This window comes from Streptomyces sp. CoH27, assembly GCF_020181035.1.
GTDB classification, from domain to species: Bacteria; Actinomycetota; Actinomycetes; order Streptomycetales; family Streptomycetaceae; genus Streptomyces; species Streptomyces camelliae.
On sequence record NZ_JAIQYY010000022.1, the window covers coordinates 38,356 to 56,292 of the forward strand.

Below are 17,937 nucleotides of genomic sequence, written 5' to 3' on the forward strand. Positions count from 1 at the left end.
ACAGACGCTCCAACACCCTTGACAGTGCCGCGAAGTCGGGAGCACCGTCTCCCCCCGAAACCTCTCTGCAATCTCGCTGCAAAGACAACACCTTCAAGCGCTTCCGGATGCGCCGACGCCACCAACACCAAACCCGACCGGGTTGCGTCGGCACGGTGGGGAGATCAGATGGGCACCGCACGTGCAAGACACCAGCTGCTGTCGGGCCGCGGTGGCGTCCGGTTGTTACTCGCGGCGGTACGACGCCGCGGCAGGCCGGAAAACGCGCCGGATCAGGCACACGTCCCTCCGCCGGCAAGCTCACCCCGCTCTCGGCACTCTCGGCGGACCACGGTCGCCCGAGTGGGAGCCGCGGCCGTGCTCGTCGCCGGAGCCCTGGTCGGCGCCACGGCCACGGCGGGCACCGCTCGGGCCGCCACCTCAGGGCCGTGCGACATCTACGCGGCGGGCGGTACGCCCTGTGTGGCCGCGCACAGCACGACGCGAGCGCTGTACGCCTCGTACGACGGGCCGCTTTACCAGGTCCGGCGCGGCTCGGACAACACCACCCGGGACATCGGCGTCCTGGGCGCGGGCGGGTACGCCGACGCCGCCGCCCAGGACTCGTTCTGCTCGGGGACGACGTGCCTGATCACGATCGTCTACGACCAGTCCGGCCGCGGCAACAACCTCACCCAGGCGCCCGCGGGCGGCGCCGCGGGCGGGCCCGACAACCTCGCGAACGCGACCGCCGCGCCCACCATGGTGGGCGGCCACAAGGCCTACGGCGTCTTCGTGGCGCCCGGCACCGGTTACCGGAACAACCACACCAACGGCATCGCCACCGGGGACAGCCCCGAGGGCATGTACGCGATCTTCGACGGCACGCACTACAACGGCGGCTGCTGCTTCGACTACGGCAACGCCGAGACGAACAGCAACGACGACGGCAACGGCACCATGGAGGCCATCTACTTCGGCAACATCAGGGTCTGGGGCTACGGTTCGGGCAACGGCCCGTGGATCATGGCCGACCTGGAGAACGGGCTGTTCTCCGGAGTCAACCAGCACTACAACGCGGGCGATCCGACCATCAACTACCGGTACACGACCGCCATCATCAAGGGCGGGGCGAACCACTGGGCGATCCGTGGCGGCAACGCGCAGTCCGGCGGGCTGTCCACCTTCTACGACGGGCCCCGTCCCAACGTCTCGGGCTACAACCCGATGCGCAAGCAGGGGGCCATCATCCTGGGCACCGGCGGCGACAACAGCAAGGGCGCCCAAGGCACCTTCTACGAAGGGGTGATGACCTCAGGCTACCCGTCGGACGCGACCGAGAACGCCGTTCAGGCCAACATCACCGCGGCCGGATACAGCAATTCGTCTTCTGGAGGCGGGACAAGCACCGGCGCGCTGCACGCGGTGGGCGCGGGCAAGTGCCTGGACGTGCCCAACTCGTCCACCACGGCCGGCACACAGCTGCAGATCTGGGACTGCAACGGCGGCACCAACCAGACCTGGACCCGCACGTCCTCGGGCCAGCTGACCGTCTACAGCGGCAGCAGCCAAATGTGCCTGGACGCGTACGACAACCAGACCGCCGCCGGCACCAAGGTGGAGACCTGGCCGTGCAACGGCGGCGCCAACCAGCAATGGCAGCTGAACTCCGACGGCACCGTCACCGGAATCCAGTCCGGACTCTGCCTCGACGTCACCGGCGCCTCCACGGCCGACGGCGCCCTCGCCGAGCTGTGGCCGTGTACCGGCGGATCCAACCAGCAATGGAGCCTCAACTGACCTGGACGGCACCGGTTCGTGGCCGGCAACGGCGGCAACACGTACGTGGCCACCGGTCCTCCGCACAACGATGTCCTCACCGGCAACGTCCCGGTCAGCGGCACCAACTGGCCGCAGGGCGCGCAGCAGGTGATCCATCAGGCAGGTGTCCCGGTCTCGGGCGGCTATGGGCACCTGCGGGCGCAGAACTCCGGACACGTCGTGGCGGTGTCGGGCGGCTCCACGGCCGCCGGTACGCCCGACATCGTGCAGCAGGCCCCGGACGGAACGGCCAGCAGCCTGTGGCTGCCGGTACGCCAGTCCGACGGCTCGTGCTCCTTCCAGAACAAGAACAGCGACCTGTGCCTTGACGTCTACGGCGGCGGCAGCGACCTCGGCCGGCAGCTCGACCAGCGGCCCTGCAAGAACACGGGCGGCAACAACCAGGACTTCACCCCCCTCCGCTGACCGGCTCGCGTGCTCGTTCACCCCCCACCCACTGTCCCGCACCAGTGAGGAACGCTGATGATGAAGAAGTACGCGGCATCCCTGGCCGTCGCGCTGACGGCCGCGCTCGGCGTCGGCACCAACCTGCCCGCGGCGGCGGCCACCGGCACCGAGCCGCCGCCCTCCGCCGCACGGGCCGCGGCGCCCGCCGCCTTGCGGCTGATGCCGTTGGGCGACTCGATCACCTGGGGCGTCGGCAGCCCGTCCGGGAACGGCTACCGGGGCTTCCTGTGGAACCAGCTGGCGGCCGAAGGGCACGCCCTGGACTTCGTCGGCTCGGGTCGGGCCGGCACCATGTCCGACCCGGACAACGAAGGCCACTCCGGCTGGCGGATCGACCAGATAACCGGCATCGCGGACTCCGTGCTGGCCCGTTATCGGCCGAACGTGGTCACCCTGGAGATCGGTACCAACGACCTGAACGGCAACTACCAGGTCCCGACCGCCCCCGACCGGCTCCGCGCGCTCATCGACCGGATCACCGGCGACGCCCCCGACGCGACCGTCCTCGTCGGCACCGTGATCGTCTCCACCAGCGGCACCGAGGAGGCCAACCGGCCCGCTTTCAACGCAAGGCTCCCCGGAATCGTCCAGGCCGAGCAGGCCGCCGGCAAGCACGTACGCCTGGTGGACATGAGTGCCCTGACCACCGCGGACCTGGCCGACTCCCTGCACCCCAACGACAACGGCTACAGAAAGATGGCGGACGCCTTCAACGCCGGGGTCCAGGCCGCGGACGCGGCAGGCTGGATCAAGCCGCCAGTTTCCGTGGGCGGTCAGGTGAGCTCCGGAATCGCGGGGAAGTGCCTGGACGTCAACGGCGGCAACAGCGCCAACGGGACCGCCGCGGACATCCGGTCCTGCAACGGCTCCGAGGCTCAGCAGTGGTCCGCGCGCTCCGACGGCACCCTGCGAGCGCTCGGGAAGTGCCTTGATGCCACCGGACGCGGTACCGCCAACGGCACCAAGATCGAGATCTGGGACTGCAACAGCGGCGCCAACCAGCAATGGCAGGCGTACAACGGCGGTTACCGCAACCCCGTCTCCGGCCGCTGCCTCGACGACCCCGGCGCGTCCGCCACCGACGGTACGCAACTGGTCCTGTGGGACTGCAACGGCGGGGCCAACCAGCAGTGGACCGCTCTGCCGGTCTCCTGAGCCCGTGACCCGACTCCCCTCGCAGCACCGTCGCGCGGTCGGTGTCACCCCCCCACACAAGAAGGATGATCCTTTATGTCCTGGCTCAATGAGCGGCCCCGTCTTCGCAAGGCCCTCGTCTCGGTCACCGGTTTGACCGCCGGCACGGTACTGGCCCTGGCGGGCATGGCGGCGCCTGCCGCCCATGCGGCTTCCAGCACGCTGGGCGCGGCCGCGTCCGGCAGTGGCCGCTATTTCGGCACGGCCGTGGCCGCCGGGAGGCTCGGTGATTCGACGTATTCCACGATTCTCGACCGGGAGTTCAACATGATCACTCCGGAGAACGAGATGAAGTGGGACACCACCGAACCGTCCCGCGGCAACTTCAACTTCGGCCCGGGCGACCAGATCGTCGGCCACGCCACCGCGCACGGTCAGCGGATGCGTGGCCATACCCTGGTGTGGCACTCGCAGTTGCCCGGCTGGGTCAGTGGCATCAGGGACGCGAACACGCTGCGCAGCGTGATGAACAACCACATCACCACGGTGATGAACCACTACAAGGGCAAGATCTATGCCTGGGACGTGGTCAACGAAGCCTTCGCCGACGGCTCCACCCAGCACCGCAGCTCGGTGTTCCAGGACGTGCTCGGGAACGGCTTCATCGAGGAGGCGTTCCGCACCGCCCGGGCCGTCGACCCTTCCGCCAAGCTCTGCTACAACGACTACAACATCGAGAACTGGTCGGACGCCAAGACCCAGGGTGTCTACAACATGGTGCGCGACTTCAAGGCGCGCGGCGTGCCCATCGACTGCGTCGGCCTCCAGAGCCACTTCGGCACCGGCGGCCCGCCGTCGAGCTTCCAGACCACGCTGGCCAACTTCGCGGCCCTCGGCGTCGACGTCCAGATCACCGAACTCGACATCGCCCAGGCATCGCCGACCGCCTACGCCAACACGGTGCGGGCGTGCATGAACGTTCCCCGCTGCACCGGCATCACCGTGTGGGGGATCAGGGACAGCGACTCGTGGCGGTCGGGCGAGAACCCGCTGCTGTTCAGCGGTAACGGCAGCAAGAAGCCGGCCTACGACGCGGTCCTGTCCGCGCTGGGCGGCGGTACGGGGAACTCGGGGGGCATCGTCTCGGGCCAGGTGTACGCGCTGAGCGACGTCGCCGCGGGGCGAATGCTGGACGTGCCGAGCGGGCAGACGGCGAACGGCACGCCGCTGCAGGTCTGGGACGCCAACGGTGGCGCCGCGAACCAGCAGTGGCGAGCGAATCAGAACGGTGACGGTTCCTACACGCTGACGAATATCGGCAGTGGGCGGGTTCTGGACGAGCCGGGTGGCCAGATCGGCAATGGCACGCGGATGGAGCTCTGGGATGCCAACGGCGGTGCGAACCAGCACTGGCAGGCGAACCGGAACGGCGACGGTTCGTACACCCTGATCAACGTCGCTTCCGGGCGGGCGCTGGAGAGTCCAGGCGGGCAGACTGCCAACGGGGCCCCCATCCAGATCTGGGACTCCACCGGCGGCGCCAACCAGCACTGGAACTTCAGGTGAGGTGATCGGCGCCAAGCGCGCGCTCCTGCCCGCGGTCCGCTTCGGAGTACCGCGAACCCACCCCCGCGTCCGGCACGGTCGCCGTCGCCGGAAGCGGGTTCCGGCATGCCGTCATGGCGAGCCGACCGGGACAAACATGGGATGGATCGAGTTCTGATTCGGTGAGACACATGCATTGACACTGTGTCAGGTATGTGGGATCACTATGGAACATGGGATGTCTGAGTGTTCTCTGTGAGTACATTCGGACCCGCTGACGGGAGCGGTCGACGGACCCCCCTGCTGGATTCCCTCGGACAGGCACGGCACTCTCTGCTCCCCTTCCCCCACATATTCGAGGAACAGAATGCAGCCCTCATCCGTTTCGCCCCGGAGCCCCGCTCATGGACCACGCTTATCGACAACCGCCGCCGCATGCGTGATGGCACTGCTGACCGTCTTGCTGACGACCGCGCCGACATGGTCGGCATCGGCACCTGTGGCTCCCGTGGTGAGCTCGGCGTCGGGGCGGTGCCTGGACGTCAAGGGCAACGTCGACACGCCGGGAACGGCGTTGGAGATCTGGGACTGCAACGACCAGGTCAATCAGGCGTTCGAGTTCACATCGGCGGGTGAGCTGAGGACGATGAGCGGCACCCGGTGCGTGGACGCCTACGACAAGCGGACGGCTCCCGGAGCCCCGGTGGTCATCCGGTCGTGCGACGGACAGCCGACCCAGGTGTGGCGACAGAACTCCGACGGGTCCGTCACCAGTGTGGCGTCCGGATTCTGCCTGGACGTCAACGGGGCGGGAACGGCCAACGGCACCGCGGTCATCCTGTGGACCTGCAACGGCCAGAGCAACCAGAAGTGGAGCACCCCGACACCTCCGCCCAGCGGATCGGGCCCGTGCGACATCTACTCCGCGGGCGGTACGCCGTGCGTGGCCGCGCACAGCACGGTGCGGGCGCTCTACGGTTCGTACAACGGCTCCCTGTACCAGGTCAGGCGCGGCTCGGACAACGCGACCAGGGACATCGGTGTGCTGGCGCCCGGCGGCTTCGCCGACGCGGCGGCGCAGGACTCGTTCTGCGCGGGCACCTCGTGTGTGATCACGGTCGTCCGCGACCAGTCCGGACACGGCAACGACCTGTGGTACCAGGGCTCGGCCCAGGTCCCGGGATCGAGTCAGAGCAGCCCCGCGAAGGCGACCTCCGAGTCGCTGACCGCCGGGGGCACCAAGGCGTACTCGCTGTACTTCAATCCCGGGAACAGCTATTGGCGGGACGGTCACCTGACGGGCGTGCCGACCGGCGCCGCACCTGAAGGGGCGTACATGGTCACCAGTGGCACCCACGTCAACAGTGGCTGCTGCTTCGACTACGGCAACAGCGAGACGGACAGAAGGGCCGACGCCGCCGGGGCGATGGACGCGATCAACTTCGGTACCGAGTGCTGGTTCGGCGGCTGCTCGGGAAGCGGTCCCTGGGTGCAGGCCGATCTCGAATGGGGCCTGTACTCCGGCGGCAGCCAGTCCTGGAACACCAACCAGCGAGCGTTTCCGGGCAAGTTCGTCACCGCGATGCTGAAGAACAACGGGACGTCGAGGTTCGCCCTCAAGGGCGGCAACGCGCAGTCCGGCGGCCTGACCGCCCTGTGGGACGGCGGGCTTCCGGGCGGATACAGCCCCATGAAGAAACAGGGAGCCATCGTCCTGGGCAGTGGCGGCGACTGCTGCAAGCCCGGCGGCGGCGCCAACCTGAGCGCCGGCACCTTCTACGAGGGAGCCATGGTCGCCGGCTACCCGTCCGACGCGACCGACGACGCGGTGCAGGCCAACATCACTGCCGCCGGCTACCGCTGAACAGCCGCTCAGCTTCCCCAACTCGCCCCAGGAGTCGATGACTTATGCCCATGACCACTGCAAGAGCCAGGCGCCTTCGGCCGCTGCCTCCGCTGCTGTCCCTGCGCAGAACCCTGGCGCTCACGTTCTCGGCCCTGCTGCTCACCGTGGCCGTCCCCCTCCTCTCCCTCGGTAAGGCGCAGCCCGCCGCGGCGCTCGGCAACGGGCTGGCGCCGACCCCGCAGATGGGCTTCAACGACTGGAACGCATACGGCTGCGACGTCTCCGAGTCGCTGATCAAGTCCACGGCCCAGGCGATGCACACCAACGGAATGCAGGCGGCGGGCTATTCATACGTCAACATCGACGACTGCTGGATGACCCACAGCCGCGACTCCGGCGGCCACCTGGTGCCGGACCCGGCCAAGTTCCCCGACGGCATCAAAGGCACCGCGGACTACGTGCACTCGCTTGGGCTGAAGCTCGGGATCTATGAGGACGCCGGCACGGCGACCTGTGCGGGATACCCGGGCAGCCTGGGGCACGAGACCACGGACGCGCAGTCGTTCGCGTCGTGGGGCGTGGACTATCTGAAGTACGACAACTGCAACAACACTGGCGTGCCGGCGCGGACCCGGTACACCGCGATGCGGGACGCGCTGGCGGCCGCCGGCCGGCCGATCCTGTTCAGCCTGTGCAACTGGGGCCAGGAGAACGTGTGGACCTGGGGCGCGGACGTCGGCAACAGTTGGCGCACCACCGGGGACATCAGCCCGACCTTCTCCAGCATGCTGTCGATCTTCCACAGCAACGTCGGACTGGCCTCTTACGCCGGCCCCGGCCACTGGAACGACCCGGACATGCTGGAGGTCGGCAATGGCTCGATGACGGCCACCGAGAGCCGCAGTGAGTTCAGTCTGTGGGCGGAGATGGCCGCGCCGCTGATCGCGGGGACCAACATCCCCTCGGCCAGTGCTGACACCTTGTCTGTCCTGACCAACTCCCGGGTGATCGCGGTCGACCAGGACCCGCTCGGCAAACAGGGGACCATGGTGTCCTCCTCGGGCGGGCTGGACGTGCTGGCCAAGCCGCTGGCCAACGGGGACGTGTCGGTGGCACTGTTCAACGAGACGGGCTCCACGGCGACCATCACCACCACCGCGGCCGCGATCGGAAAGACCGGGGCGTCCGCCTACACCCTGACCGACCTCTGGTCGGGCGGATCGTCCACGACCTCCGGAACCATCAGCGCCTCGGTACCGGCCCACGGCACCGTCATGTACCGGGTCGCGGGCGGCAACAGCGGCGGGGGCACCGCCGTGACAGGGGCACTGCACGCGGTCGGCGCGGGCAAGTGCCTGGACGTACCCAACTCCACCACGACCGCCGGCACCCAGGTGGAGATCTGGAGCTGCAACGGCGGCGCCAACCAGACCTGGACGCACACCTCCTCCGACCAGCTCACGGTCTACTCCGGCAGTGGCCAGATGTGCCTGGACGCCTACAACAACCAGACCACGCCAGGGACGAAGGTGGAGATCTGGCCATGCAACGGCCAGAGCAACCAGCAGTGGTCGCTGAACTCCAACGGCACGATCACCGGCGTCCAGTCCGGCCTGTGCCTGGACGTCACGGGAGGGGCCACGGCTGACGGAACCCTCGCCGAGTTGTGGACCTGCAACGGCGGCAGCGGTCAGCGGTGGACGCTGGGATGACTCGCCCCTCCCTCGGCCACGGGCAGCTTCGGTGCCGCCGGCGCGGCGGCACCGCCACAGAGGAGGTCTCCTTGCCCGGATCAGCAACAGATCGCCGGCGAAGGCGATTCCCGGCCGTGCTCCTGATCGCCCTGGCGATGGCCCTGGCCGCGCTCGGGACACCCTCGTTCGCCACCTCCGCGCGGACCGGCACACCTGCCGCCGTCCACGCCCCCGTGCCCGCGGCGGACGCGTCGCTCCCGTGCGACCTCTACGCTGCGGGCGGCACACCGTGCGTGACGGCACACGCCACCACCAGGGCACTCTTCGCGGCGTACAACGGGCCGCTGTACCAGATCCAGCGGGCCTCCGACCACAGCTACCGCGACATCGGGGTGCTCACCGCGGGAGGGTACGCCGACGGCGCGTCCCAGGTGTCGTTCTGCGCGGGCACGTCCTGCACGATCACGAAGATCTACGACCAGACCGCCAGGCACAACGACATGCCGATCTCCTGGGGCGGCTACTGGAAGGGCTCGGGTCCGAACGGATCCGACGTCGGGGCGGACGCCATGGCCCTGCCGGTGACCGCGGCCGGTCACCAGGTGTTCGGTGTCAAGGTCACTCCGGGCGTCGGCTACCGGCTGGACCACGCGAGCGGCGTGCCCACCGGCGCCCAGCCCGAAGGCATCTACATGGTGACCTCGTCGAACTACACCAACCAATGGTGCTGCTTCGACTATGGCAGCGGCGAGAACTCCCACACCGACACCGGCAACGCCACCATGAACGCCATCTACTGGGGCAACGCCTGCTGGTTCGGCGGCTGCACCGGCAGCGGCCCCTGGGTGGAGGCCGACCTGGAGAACGGCATGTTCCACACCGACACCGGCTCCAACAAGGACCCGAACAACCCCGGCGTGCACTATCCGTTCGTCAGCGCGTGGCTGAAGAACAACGGCACCAGCAACTTCACCCTCAAATACGGCAACGGCACGAGCGGCGGCCTGACCACCACCTTCTCCGGTCCCCTGCCGAACGGCTACTCGCCGATGAAGGTCGACAGTTCGGTCCTGCTCGGCACCGGGGGCGACAACAGTCCCAACGGCGTGGGCGAGTTCTTCGAAGGCGCGATCACGGCCGGCTATCCGTCCGACACAACCGAGAACGCGGTACAGGCCGCCATCACCGCCGCCAACTACGGGTCGGGAAGCGGTAGTGGCACGACGGGTGCCGTGCACGCGGTGGGTGCGGCCAAGTGTCTCGACGTGCCGGGCGCATCCACGACGGCGGGTACGCAGCCGCAGATCTGGGACTGCAACGGCGCGGTGAACCAGACGTGGACCGCGACCGCGTCCCACCAGCTCACCGTGTACTCCGGCAGCAGCCAACTGTGCCTGGACGCCTACGACAAGGGCACCAGTCCGGGCACGAAGGTCATCACCTGGCCCTGCAACGGCCAGACCAACCAGCAGTGGAACCTCAACGCCAACGGCACCGTCACCAGTGCCCAGTCCGGCCTTTGCCTGGACGTGACCGGCGCCGCCACCGCCAACGGCAGCCTCGTACAGCTGTGGACCTGCAACGGCGGATCCAACCAGAAGTGGTCGCTGAGCTGACCCGATAAATCGCTGAATCGCTGTATCGCTGAACCGCTGGTCCATAGGAGGTCCGTATGAGGACGCGAGCGAGGGACCGCCGTGTGCTGCTCGCCGTCGGCGTCGTGTTGGCGTTCGTGCTGCAGCTGCTGTCGGCGGCCGGGAGCCGTGCCGCCGCGGGCGAGGCGCTGAGCGTGAACCTGGCGTCGACGCGAGGCCCGTCGACCGGTGTGGGTGAGGGCTTTCTCTACGGCTTCACCCAGGACGGCAGCCAACCTGTGGACCAGTTCATCCAGCCGCTGGGGATCAACGCGTTCCGCGGCGGGGGCTGGTTCTCCGGCGGCTGGATCAAGGACAACTACCAGTACGGTGCGGCCAGTCGGGCCGACGTCGACTCGATCATCGCGCAGGCGAAACGGCTGACCCGGCCGCCGTACCACGCGCAGTACCAGGTGCTCGTCAGCGACATCTACGGCGCGAACGGCGGCCAGCCGTCCAACACGACGTACCCGTGCGACAACGGCAACTGCGCGAACTGGATCAGCTTCATCGACTCCACCGTGGGAGCGCTCCAGGCGTCGGGACTGAAGTTCTCCTACGACATCTGGAACGAGCCCGATATCTCCTACTTCTGGACCCGGGGTGTCAACAGCACCCAGTACTTCCAGATGTGGGACAGCGCCTACCGGGAGATCCGGCGCATCGCGCCCGGCGCGCAGATCGTGGGGCCGTCCCTCGCCTTCACCCCGCAGCGCAATCCGGGTGAATGGCAGGCCTGGCTCGCGCATGTGAAGGCGGCCGGGACGGTGCCGGACATGATCACCAACCACAACGAGGGCGATGTCGACGACCCGGTCACTGTCGCGCGGAGCCTCGACAACGCGCTGAGCTCGGCGGGCATCGGTCCGCTGCCGCTGTCCTCGAACGAGTACCAGCCGGCCGACCGGCAGACCGCCGGGGTGACGGCCTGGTACCTTGCGCGGTTCGCGCAGTCCGGGTACACCAACGCGATGCGCGGCAACTGGGTGTGCTGCGTCACCCCCAACCTGACGGGGGTCCTCACCCAGAGCGGGGGCAGCTGGCAGCCGACCGGCAACTGGTGGGCGCTCCGGGACTACGCCGACATGACCGGCACCCTCGTCGACACCTCCGGCCAGGTCGGCTCGACGGCGATCTCGGCCTCCGAGGACTCCGCCAACAAACGCGCAGTGGCCGTCATCGGCGACTCGAACGGGTACACCGGCACCGCGTCCGTGACCTTCGACGGGCTGTCATCCGTACCCTGGCTGGCGAACGCCGGCAGCGTGCACGTCACGGTGCACCGCATCCCCGACCAGGCGCCGCTCGGCGCCCCACAGACCGTGTACGACCAGAACGTGAGCACCTCGGGCGGCTCGATCACCGTGCCGATCACGTTCCAGGGCGCGCACGACGCGTTCGCCGTCTATCTGACGCCGGCCTCGTCCGGCGGCGGGGGCTTCCCGGACGGCTACCACCAACTCGTGGTCGCCAACAACAACTTGTGCCTGGACGTGTACGGCAACTCCGGCAGCGCCGGTGCCGCGATCGACCAGTGGTCCTGCAACGGGCAGGGCAACCAGCAGTTCCAGTTCGTGCCGGCCTCGGGAGGTTACGGCGAACTGCGCACCCAGAGCTCGGGGTTGGACGTGGCGGTCGCCGGGAGCTCCACTGCGGCGGGCACCCCGGACATCGTCCAGCAGGCTCCCGGCACGTCGGGCAACGGCCTGTGGCTGCCGGTGCGCCAGTCCGACGGCTCGTACGCGTTCCAGAACCGCGACAGCGGCCTGTGCCTGGACGTCTACGGCGCCGGCAGCAATGCCGGCCAGCAGCTCGACCAGTGGCAGTGCAAGAACGCGCCGGGCACCAACCAGGACTTCGTCGTCCGCTGAACCGTCCGCCCACCGCATCGGCGGCGGACACCCCGACCTGCGAAAGGAACCACCGTGTCAGCATTCAGACGGCTGCTGCGGCGCCTGCGCGCCTCGACGGCCGTGCTCGCGGGCCTCGTCCTGGCGGTCGGCGGCCTCGTGGGCACGGCCGCCGCTCCGGCCCAGGCCGCCACATCCGTCACCATCAACGGCGCATCCGGCGGACGGACCTTCGACGGCGTCGGCGCGATCAGCGGCGGAGGCGGCAACAGCAGGCTCCTGATCGACTACCCCGAGCCCCAGCGCGGCCAGATCCTCGACTATCTCTTCAAGCCCGGCTACGGCGCCTCCCTGCAGATCCTCAAGGCCGAGGTCGGCGGGGACACCAACTCGACCTCGGGAGCCGAGCCCAGTCACCAGCACACCCGCTCCGACCTGAACTGCGACCGGGGCTACGAGTGGTGGCTGATGGAGCAGGCCAAAGCGCGCAACCCGAACATCAAGCTGTACGGGCTCGCGTGGGGCGCCCCGGGCTGGATCGGCGGCGGGAACTTCTGGTCCACCGACATGATCAACTACCTGGTCTCGTGGCTGGGTTGTGCCAAGCAGCACGGACTGTCCATCGACTACCTCGGCGGATGGAACGAGCGAGGCTACAACGTCTCTTGGTACGAGCAGCTGCGCAGCGCGCTCGACACCAACGGCTACGGCAGCGTCAAGATCGTCGCGGCCGACTCGGACTGGGCCGTGGCGAACGACGTCGACTCCAACCAGGCGTTCGCCGCCGCCGTCAGTGTCATCGGCACCCACTACCCCTGCGGCTACCGCTCCTCCCAGTCCAACTGTTCGGTGCCGTCGGCCGCCACGTCGTCCGGCAAGCCGCTGTGGGCGAGTGAGAACGGCTCCGACGACTACAACAGTGGAGCGCCGGCCATGGCCCGCGGCATCAACCGCGGATACATCGACGGCCGCATGACTGCGTACCTCAACTGGCCGGTGGTCGCCGCGATCACACCGAACCTGCCCTATCCCACCATGGGGCTCGCGCTGGCCTCGCAGCCGTGGTCGGGACACTACGCGATCGGCAAGAACACCTGGGTGATGGCGCACACCAGCCAGTTCACCGCCCCCGGGTGGCACTACCTCGACTCCTCCAGTGGCTACATCGGCGGCAGCCGCAACAACGGCAGCTATGTCTCGCTGAAGTCCACCGACAACTCCGACTACTCCACGGTCATCGAGACGATGGACGCCGGCAGCGCCCAGACGCTGAACTTCAACGTCACCGGAGGGCTGTCCACCGGAACCGTCCACGTCTGGTCGACGGACGTCAACTCCGGCAATCCCGCCGACTACTTCGTGCACACCACGGACCTCACCCCGTCCGGCGGCGGTTTCAGCCTGACCGTACAGCCCCACCACGTCTACACCCTGACCACCACGACGGGTCAGGGCAAGGGCACCGCCAGCGCTCCCGCCCAGGGGGCGATGAGCCTGCCGTACAGCGACTCCTTCGACGGCTACGCCAGCGGCAGCGAGGCGAAGTACCTCATGGACTGGCAGGGTGCCTTCGAGGTGGCGGGCTGCGGCGGCGGCCGCAGCGGCAAGTGCGTGCGCCAGATGAGCCCGCAGAAGCCGATCACCTGGGACGCGCTGTCCGATCCGCACGCCCTGCTCGGTGACGTGGGCTGGGGCAACTACACCGTCTCGTCCGACGTGCTGCTGGAACAGCCGGGATACGCCGAGCTGATCGGCCGCGCGAACGGGCAGGACTACTCCAGCACGGGCCAGCTCAACGCCTACCACCTGCGGGTGAGTGACACCGGGGCCTGGTCGATCCTGAACTCGGGCACCAACGGCAATGTCTCCACCCTCGCCCGCGGCACGGTCGCGGCGCTGGGCACCAACCGGTGGCACACGCTGGCTCTCGCCTTCTCGGGCACGACCCTCACCGCCGTCATCGACGGTGCCACGGTCGGCTCCGTGAGTGACCGCACCTGGGTCGGAGGGCAGGTCGGCTATGCGACCAGCCAGGGCGAGACGGCACAGTTCGACAACCTCTCCCTCACTGCCGGCAGCGGGGGACCGGGCGGCGGCACGGTCGGCTCGATCGTCGGCGTCGGCTCCAGCCGGTGCGTGGACGTGCCCAACCAGTCGCAGACCTCCGGCACCCAGGTCGAGCTGTGGGACTGCAACGGCGGCGCCAACCAGCAGTGGACCAGCACCTCGGCCGGTGAACTGCGGGTCTACGGCAACTCCTGTCTGGACGCCGCGAGTGGCGGTACCGGCGCCGGCACCAAGGTCGACATCTGGGCCTGTGACGGCAGCGCGAACCAGCAGTGGAAGCTCAACGCCGACGGCACGATCACCGGTGTCCGGTCCGGCCTGTGCCTGGACGCCACCGGTGCGGGAACGGCCAACGGCACCCTGCTGGAGCTGTGGACCTGCACCGGCTCCGACAACCAGAAGTGGACGCGCAACTGATCCGGTGACGGACGAGATCACCCACCCCCTCAACGACGCTGAGAGGCCCCGCATGACTTCCTCCCCCCTCCCGATCAGCCGGCGCCGGCTGCTGGCGGCGACCGGCGCGGCCGCGGCCTTCGGCCTGCTGCGGTTCGCCCCCGAGGCGGCCGCGACCGACGGCCCCGCCGGCTACACCGCGACCTGGCCCTCCGTGGACCAGCACCCCCCGGCCGCGGCCTGGTTCAAGGACGCCAAGTTCGGCATCTACTACCACTGGGGCGTCTTCAGCGTCCCCGCGTTCGGCAACGAGTGGTATCCGCGCAACATGTACATCGGCGGCTCGAACGAGAACAAGCACCACATCGCCATTTACGGTGACCCCTCGGTATGGCCGTACAACAACTTCATCGACGGCGCCCGCGACAAGGCCGGCAACTTCGTGCAGTTCGCCCCCAAGCTGGCGTCCCAGGGCGGTAGTTGGGACCCGGACGCCTGGGCCCGGCTGTTCAAGGCCGCGGGCGCGCGGTTCGCCGGCCCGGTCGCCGAGCACCACGACGGCTTCTCCATGTGGAACAGCCGCGCCAACCCGTGGAACTCGGTCCGGCACGGGCCCAGACTCGACCTCGTGGGGCTGCACGCGCAGGCCATCCGCGGGCAGGGCCTGAAGTTCATGGCCTCCCTCCACCACGCCTACCACTTCAACGGCTACTACGACCACGTGCCGAACCAGTCGGACCCGACCCTGCGCATCCTCTTCGGCCAGCAGGGCTCGGCCGCCGAGAACCAGCTCTGGTACGACAAGCTGGTCGAGGTGGTCGACGGCTACCAACCCGACCTGATCTGGCAGGACTTCGACCTCAACCTGGTGCAGGAGTCGGACCGGCTCCAGTTCCTCGCGTACTACTACAACCGGGCCGTCGCCTGGAACAAGGACGTCGTCGCCACGTACAAGGACGGCCTCGACAACAAGGGCGAGGTCTTCGACTTCGAGCGCGGCGGCCCGGCAGGGCTGCTCACCCCGTACTGGCTGACCGACGACAGCATCTCCTCCTCCAGTTGGTGCTACACGGTGGGCATCGGCTACTACTCGACGCAGGCACTGCTGCACTCGCTGATCGACCGGGTCAGCAAGGGCGGCACCATGCTGCTGAACATCGCCCCCATGGCCGACGGCACCATCCCCTCCGGGCAGCAGTCGATCCTGCTCGGCATGGGGGACTGGCTCGGCCGCTTCGGAGAGGCGGTCTACGGCACCCGCTCCTGGACCAGTTACGGCGAGGGCCCCACCAAGATGGGCGGAGGTTCCTTCAGCGGACCGGTGGCCGGCACACCACAGGACATCCGGTTCACCCGCACCCAGGACAACAAGGTCCTCTACATCACCGCGCTGGGCTGGCAGGGCGGCACCATGACCGTCACCACGCTCAACACCAACCAGATCAACCTCAGTAGCCTGACCGGCGCCCAACTTCTGGGCAACGCCGCCGGCACCTACATCAACCTGCCCGCCCCGACCCAGGACGCCTCCGGACTGCACCTGGCCATGCCCTCGGCCAACCCGCCGTTCAGCGCCCTGGCGTACACGGTCAAGCTCACCTTCTCCGGAGAGATACCCGTCCTGGGCGCACCGGGCGGCTCCACGACCTGGGTGAAGATCGCCAACGCGACCAGCGGACTCGTGCTCGACAGCGGAGGCAACGTCGCCTCCGGCTCCAACCTCAAGCAGTGGAACTACGACGGCAGCACCAACCTGCAGTGGCAGCTCATCGACCTCGGCAACGGCTACCACCGCATCGTGAACCGCACCAACGGCATGGTCGCCGACAGTTACGGCAATTCCGCCAACGGCGCTCCCGCCCGCCAGCAGGCGTGGAACGGCAGCAACAACCAGCAGTGGTCGCTGGTCGGCCTCGGCGACAACCGGTACCAGATCGTCAACCGCGGCACCGGCACCGCCCTCGACAGCAGCGGCAGCACCACGGCCGGTTCCACCACCGTGATGTGGACGCCGAACTCCAGCACCAACAACGCATGGACCATCACCGCCCTGTGAAGTCGACTACGGAAGAAGGTGTGTATGAAACGCAAACCGCTCTTAATGTCCCTCGTGGCCGCGGTACTCCTCGTACTGGCCACTGCGGGCACCTCGTTCAGCAGCGGCCTGGGCGCCCCCGCCTCGGCCACGAAGACCGCCGCCGCGGCGGCGAGCGCCGGCTGCGGCAGGGCCCCGACGCTGACCAGTGGTAACCACACGATCCAGAGCGGCGGCCAGACGCGCAGCTACATCCTGCGGGTTCCGGCCGGCTACGACAGCAACCACCCCTACCGGCTGATCTTCGGCTTCCACTGGCGGGGCGGCACGGCGGCCGACGTCGACTCGGGCGGAACGGACGGATACAACTGGTCCTACTACGGCCTCAGGCGCCTGGCGGACAGCGCGAACAACAGCACGATCTTCGTCGCTCCCCAGGGCAACGGCAACGGCTGGGCCAACCCCGGCGGCCAGGACGTGGCCTTCGTCGACGCCATGGTCAGCCAGATCGAAGCGGGTCTGTGCGTCGACACCACCCAGTTGTTCTCCGCCGGCTTCAGCTACGGCGGCGCGATGTCGTACGCCCTCGCCTGCTCCCGGGCGACGGTCTTCCGCGCGGTCGCGGTCTACTCCGGAGCGAACCTCAGCGGGTGCAACGGCGGCACTCAGCCCATCGCGTACATGGGTCTGCACGGCCTCAGGGACAATGTGCTGCCCATCTCGTCGGGACGGGAACTGCGCGACACCTTCGTCCGGGCGAATGGCTGCACCCCGCAGAACCCGCCCGAGCCGGCCTACGGAAGCCTGACGCACATCATCACCACCTACTCCGGATGCAGGTCCGGATACCCCGTCGTCTGGGCCGCGTTCGACGGAGCGGGCCACGACCCCGGTCCCATCGACGGTTCCACCGGTGACGGCTGGCGCACCTGGACGTCGGCAGCGGTGTGGCAGTTCTTCACCCAGTTCGGCTCGAATCCGCCGCCACCGCCGCCCTCCGGCAACCAGGAGATCGCCGGTCAGCAGTCGGGGCGCTGCCTCGACATCAACAACTCCACCACGGCCAACGGCACGCAGGCACAACTGTGGGACTGCAACGGCGGCTCCAACCAACGGTGGACCTACACCGCCGCAAGGCAGCTGGTTGTCTACGGCAACAAGTGCCTGGGCGTCGGCCAGACAGCGGGCAGCGGCGCCCCGGCGGCGATCTGGGACTGCAGCGGGCAGGCAGATCAGCAATGGAACGTCAATCCCGACGGCACGATCACCGCAGCGCAGTCGGGGCTCTGCCTGGACGCAAGCGGCCAGGGGACCGCCAACGGGACGAAAGTTCAGCTATGGAGTTGCACGGGCGGTGCGAATCAGCACTGGCGCCTGCAGAACTGACACACCGGGGCCAGGCCCGCACGGCACCGTGCGGGCCTGGCCCCGCAGAGCCCGACGCGCGCCGAGCCGGATCCGCGCAGGC

General features: G+C 68.5%; 10 protein-coding genes and 1 pseudogene. All 11 read left to right on the forward strand.

Annotated features, from left to right (window positions below):
* Positions 1-168: 168 nt before the first annotated feature.
* The 11 genes and pseudogenes from LE548_RS32615 to LE548_RS32665 all read left to right on the forward strand — a co-directional run bounded on the left by LE548_RS32615 (position 169) and on the right by LE548_RS32665 (position 17,855).
* Positions 169-1,779, forward strand: a complete 1,611-nt coding sequence (locus LE548_RS32615; protein ID WP_225100616.1) for an arabinofuranosidase catalytic domain-containing protein — start codon at positions 169-171, stop codon at positions 1,777-1,779.
* A gap of 18 nt (positions 1,780-1,797) precedes the next feature.
* Positions 1,798-2,226, forward strand: coding sequence for an RICIN domain-containing protein (locus tag LE548_RS32620; protein ID WP_374116200.1), 429 nt, complete (start codon positions 1,798-1,800; stop codon positions 2,224-2,226).
* Positions 2,227-2,286: 60 nt separating this feature from the next.
* Positions 2,287-3,423 carry an SGNH/GDSL hydrolase family protein gene (locus tag LE548_RS32625; RefSeq protein WP_225100711.1) on the forward strand — a complete coding sequence of 379 codons (1,137 nt, stop codon included), beginning with the start codon at positions 2,287-2,289 and terminating at the stop codon, positions 3,421-3,423.
* Between the two features lie 75 nt (positions 3,424-3,498).
* Positions 3,499-4,965 (forward strand): annotated as a pseudogene (locus LE548_RS32630) (endo-1,4-beta-xylanase); the annotation flags it as partial.
* A 424-nt stretch (positions 4,966-5,389) separates the two neighbouring features.
* Positions 5,390-6,811, forward strand: coding sequence for an arabinofuranosidase catalytic domain-containing protein (locus LE548_RS32635; RefSeq protein ID WP_225100617.1), 1,422 nt, complete (start codon positions 5,390-5,392; stop codon positions 6,809-6,811).
* Between the two features lie 44 nt (positions 6,812-6,855).
* On the forward strand, positions 6,856-8,505 hold the full coding sequence (locus LE548_RS32640) for an RICIN domain-containing protein (protein ID WP_374116201.1): 1,650 nt from the start codon (positions 6,856-6,858) through the stop codon (positions 8,503-8,505).
* Positions 8,506-8,642: 137 nt separating this feature from the next.
* The gene (locus tag LE548_RS32645) at positions 8,643-10,103 is read left to right on the forward strand and encodes an arabinofuranosidase catalytic domain-containing protein (RefSeq protein WP_263636856.1); all 1,461 of its coding nucleotides are present in this window, start codon (positions 8,643-8,645) and stop codon (positions 10,101-10,103) included.
* 56 nt (positions 10,104-10,159) lie between these two features.
* On the forward strand, positions 10,160-11,992 hold the full coding sequence (locus tag LE548_RS32650) for an RICIN domain-containing protein (RefSeq protein ID WP_225100620.1): 1,833 nt from the start codon (positions 10,160-10,162) through the stop codon (positions 11,990-11,992).
* A 54-nt stretch (positions 11,993-12,046) separates the two neighbouring features.
* A complete protein-coding gene (locus LE548_RS32655) occupies positions 12,047-14,455 on the forward strand; it encodes a ricin-type beta-trefoil lectin domain protein (protein WP_225100621.1) in 2,409 nt (802 codons plus the stop codon).
* Between the two features lie 52 nt (positions 14,456-14,507).
* Positions 14,508-16,490: an alpha-L-fucosidase gene (locus LE548_RS32660; RefSeq protein ID WP_225100622.1), complete on the forward strand. Its 1,983-nt coding sequence runs from the start codon at positions 14,508-14,510 to the stop codon at positions 16,488-16,490.
* A 45-nt stretch (positions 16,491-16,535) separates the two neighbouring features.
* The gene (locus LE548_RS32665; RefSeq protein WP_225100623.1) at positions 16,536-17,855 is read left to right on the forward strand and encodes a ricin-type beta-trefoil lectin domain protein; all 1,320 of its coding nucleotides are present in this window, start codon (positions 16,536-16,538) and stop codon (positions 17,853-17,855) included.
* The last annotated feature ends 82 nt before the right edge of the window (positions 17,856-17,937 follow it).

Excerpts from the sequence above, each read along its gene's own strand:
- LE548_RS32635 (WP_225100617.1), top strand. The coding sequence starts at position 5,390 with ATGGCACTGCTGACCGTCTTGCTGACGACCGCGCCGACATGGTCGGCA.
- LE548_RS32615 (WP_225100616.1), top strand. The coding sequence starts at position 169 with ATGGGCACCGCACGTGCAAGACACCAGCTGCTGTCGGGCCGCGGTGGC.
- LE548_RS32650 (WP_225100620.1), top strand. The coding sequence starts at position 10,160 with ATGAGGACGCGAGCGAGGGACCGCCGTGTGCTGCTCGCCGTCGGCGTC.
- LE548_RS32660 (WP_225100622.1), top strand. The coding sequence starts at position 14,508 with ATGACTTCCTCCCCCCTCCCGATCAGCCGGCGCCGGCTGCTGGCGGCG.
- LE548_RS32645 (WP_263636856.1), top strand. The coding sequence starts at position 8,643 with ATGGCCCTGGCCGCGCTCGGGACACCCTCGTTCGCCACCTCCGCGCGG.
- LE548_RS32640 (WP_374116201.1), top strand. The coding sequence starts at position 6,856 with ATGCCCATGACCACTGCAAGAGCCAGGCGCCTTCGGCCGCTGCCTCCG.
- LE548_RS32665 (WP_225100623.1), top strand. The coding sequence starts at position 16,536 with ATGTCCCTCGTGGCCGCGGTACTCCTCGTACTGGCCACTGCGGGCACC.
- LE548_RS32625 (WP_225100711.1), top strand. The coding sequence starts at position 2,287 with ATGAAGAAGTACGCGGCATCCCTGGCCGTCGCGCTGACGGCCGCGCTC.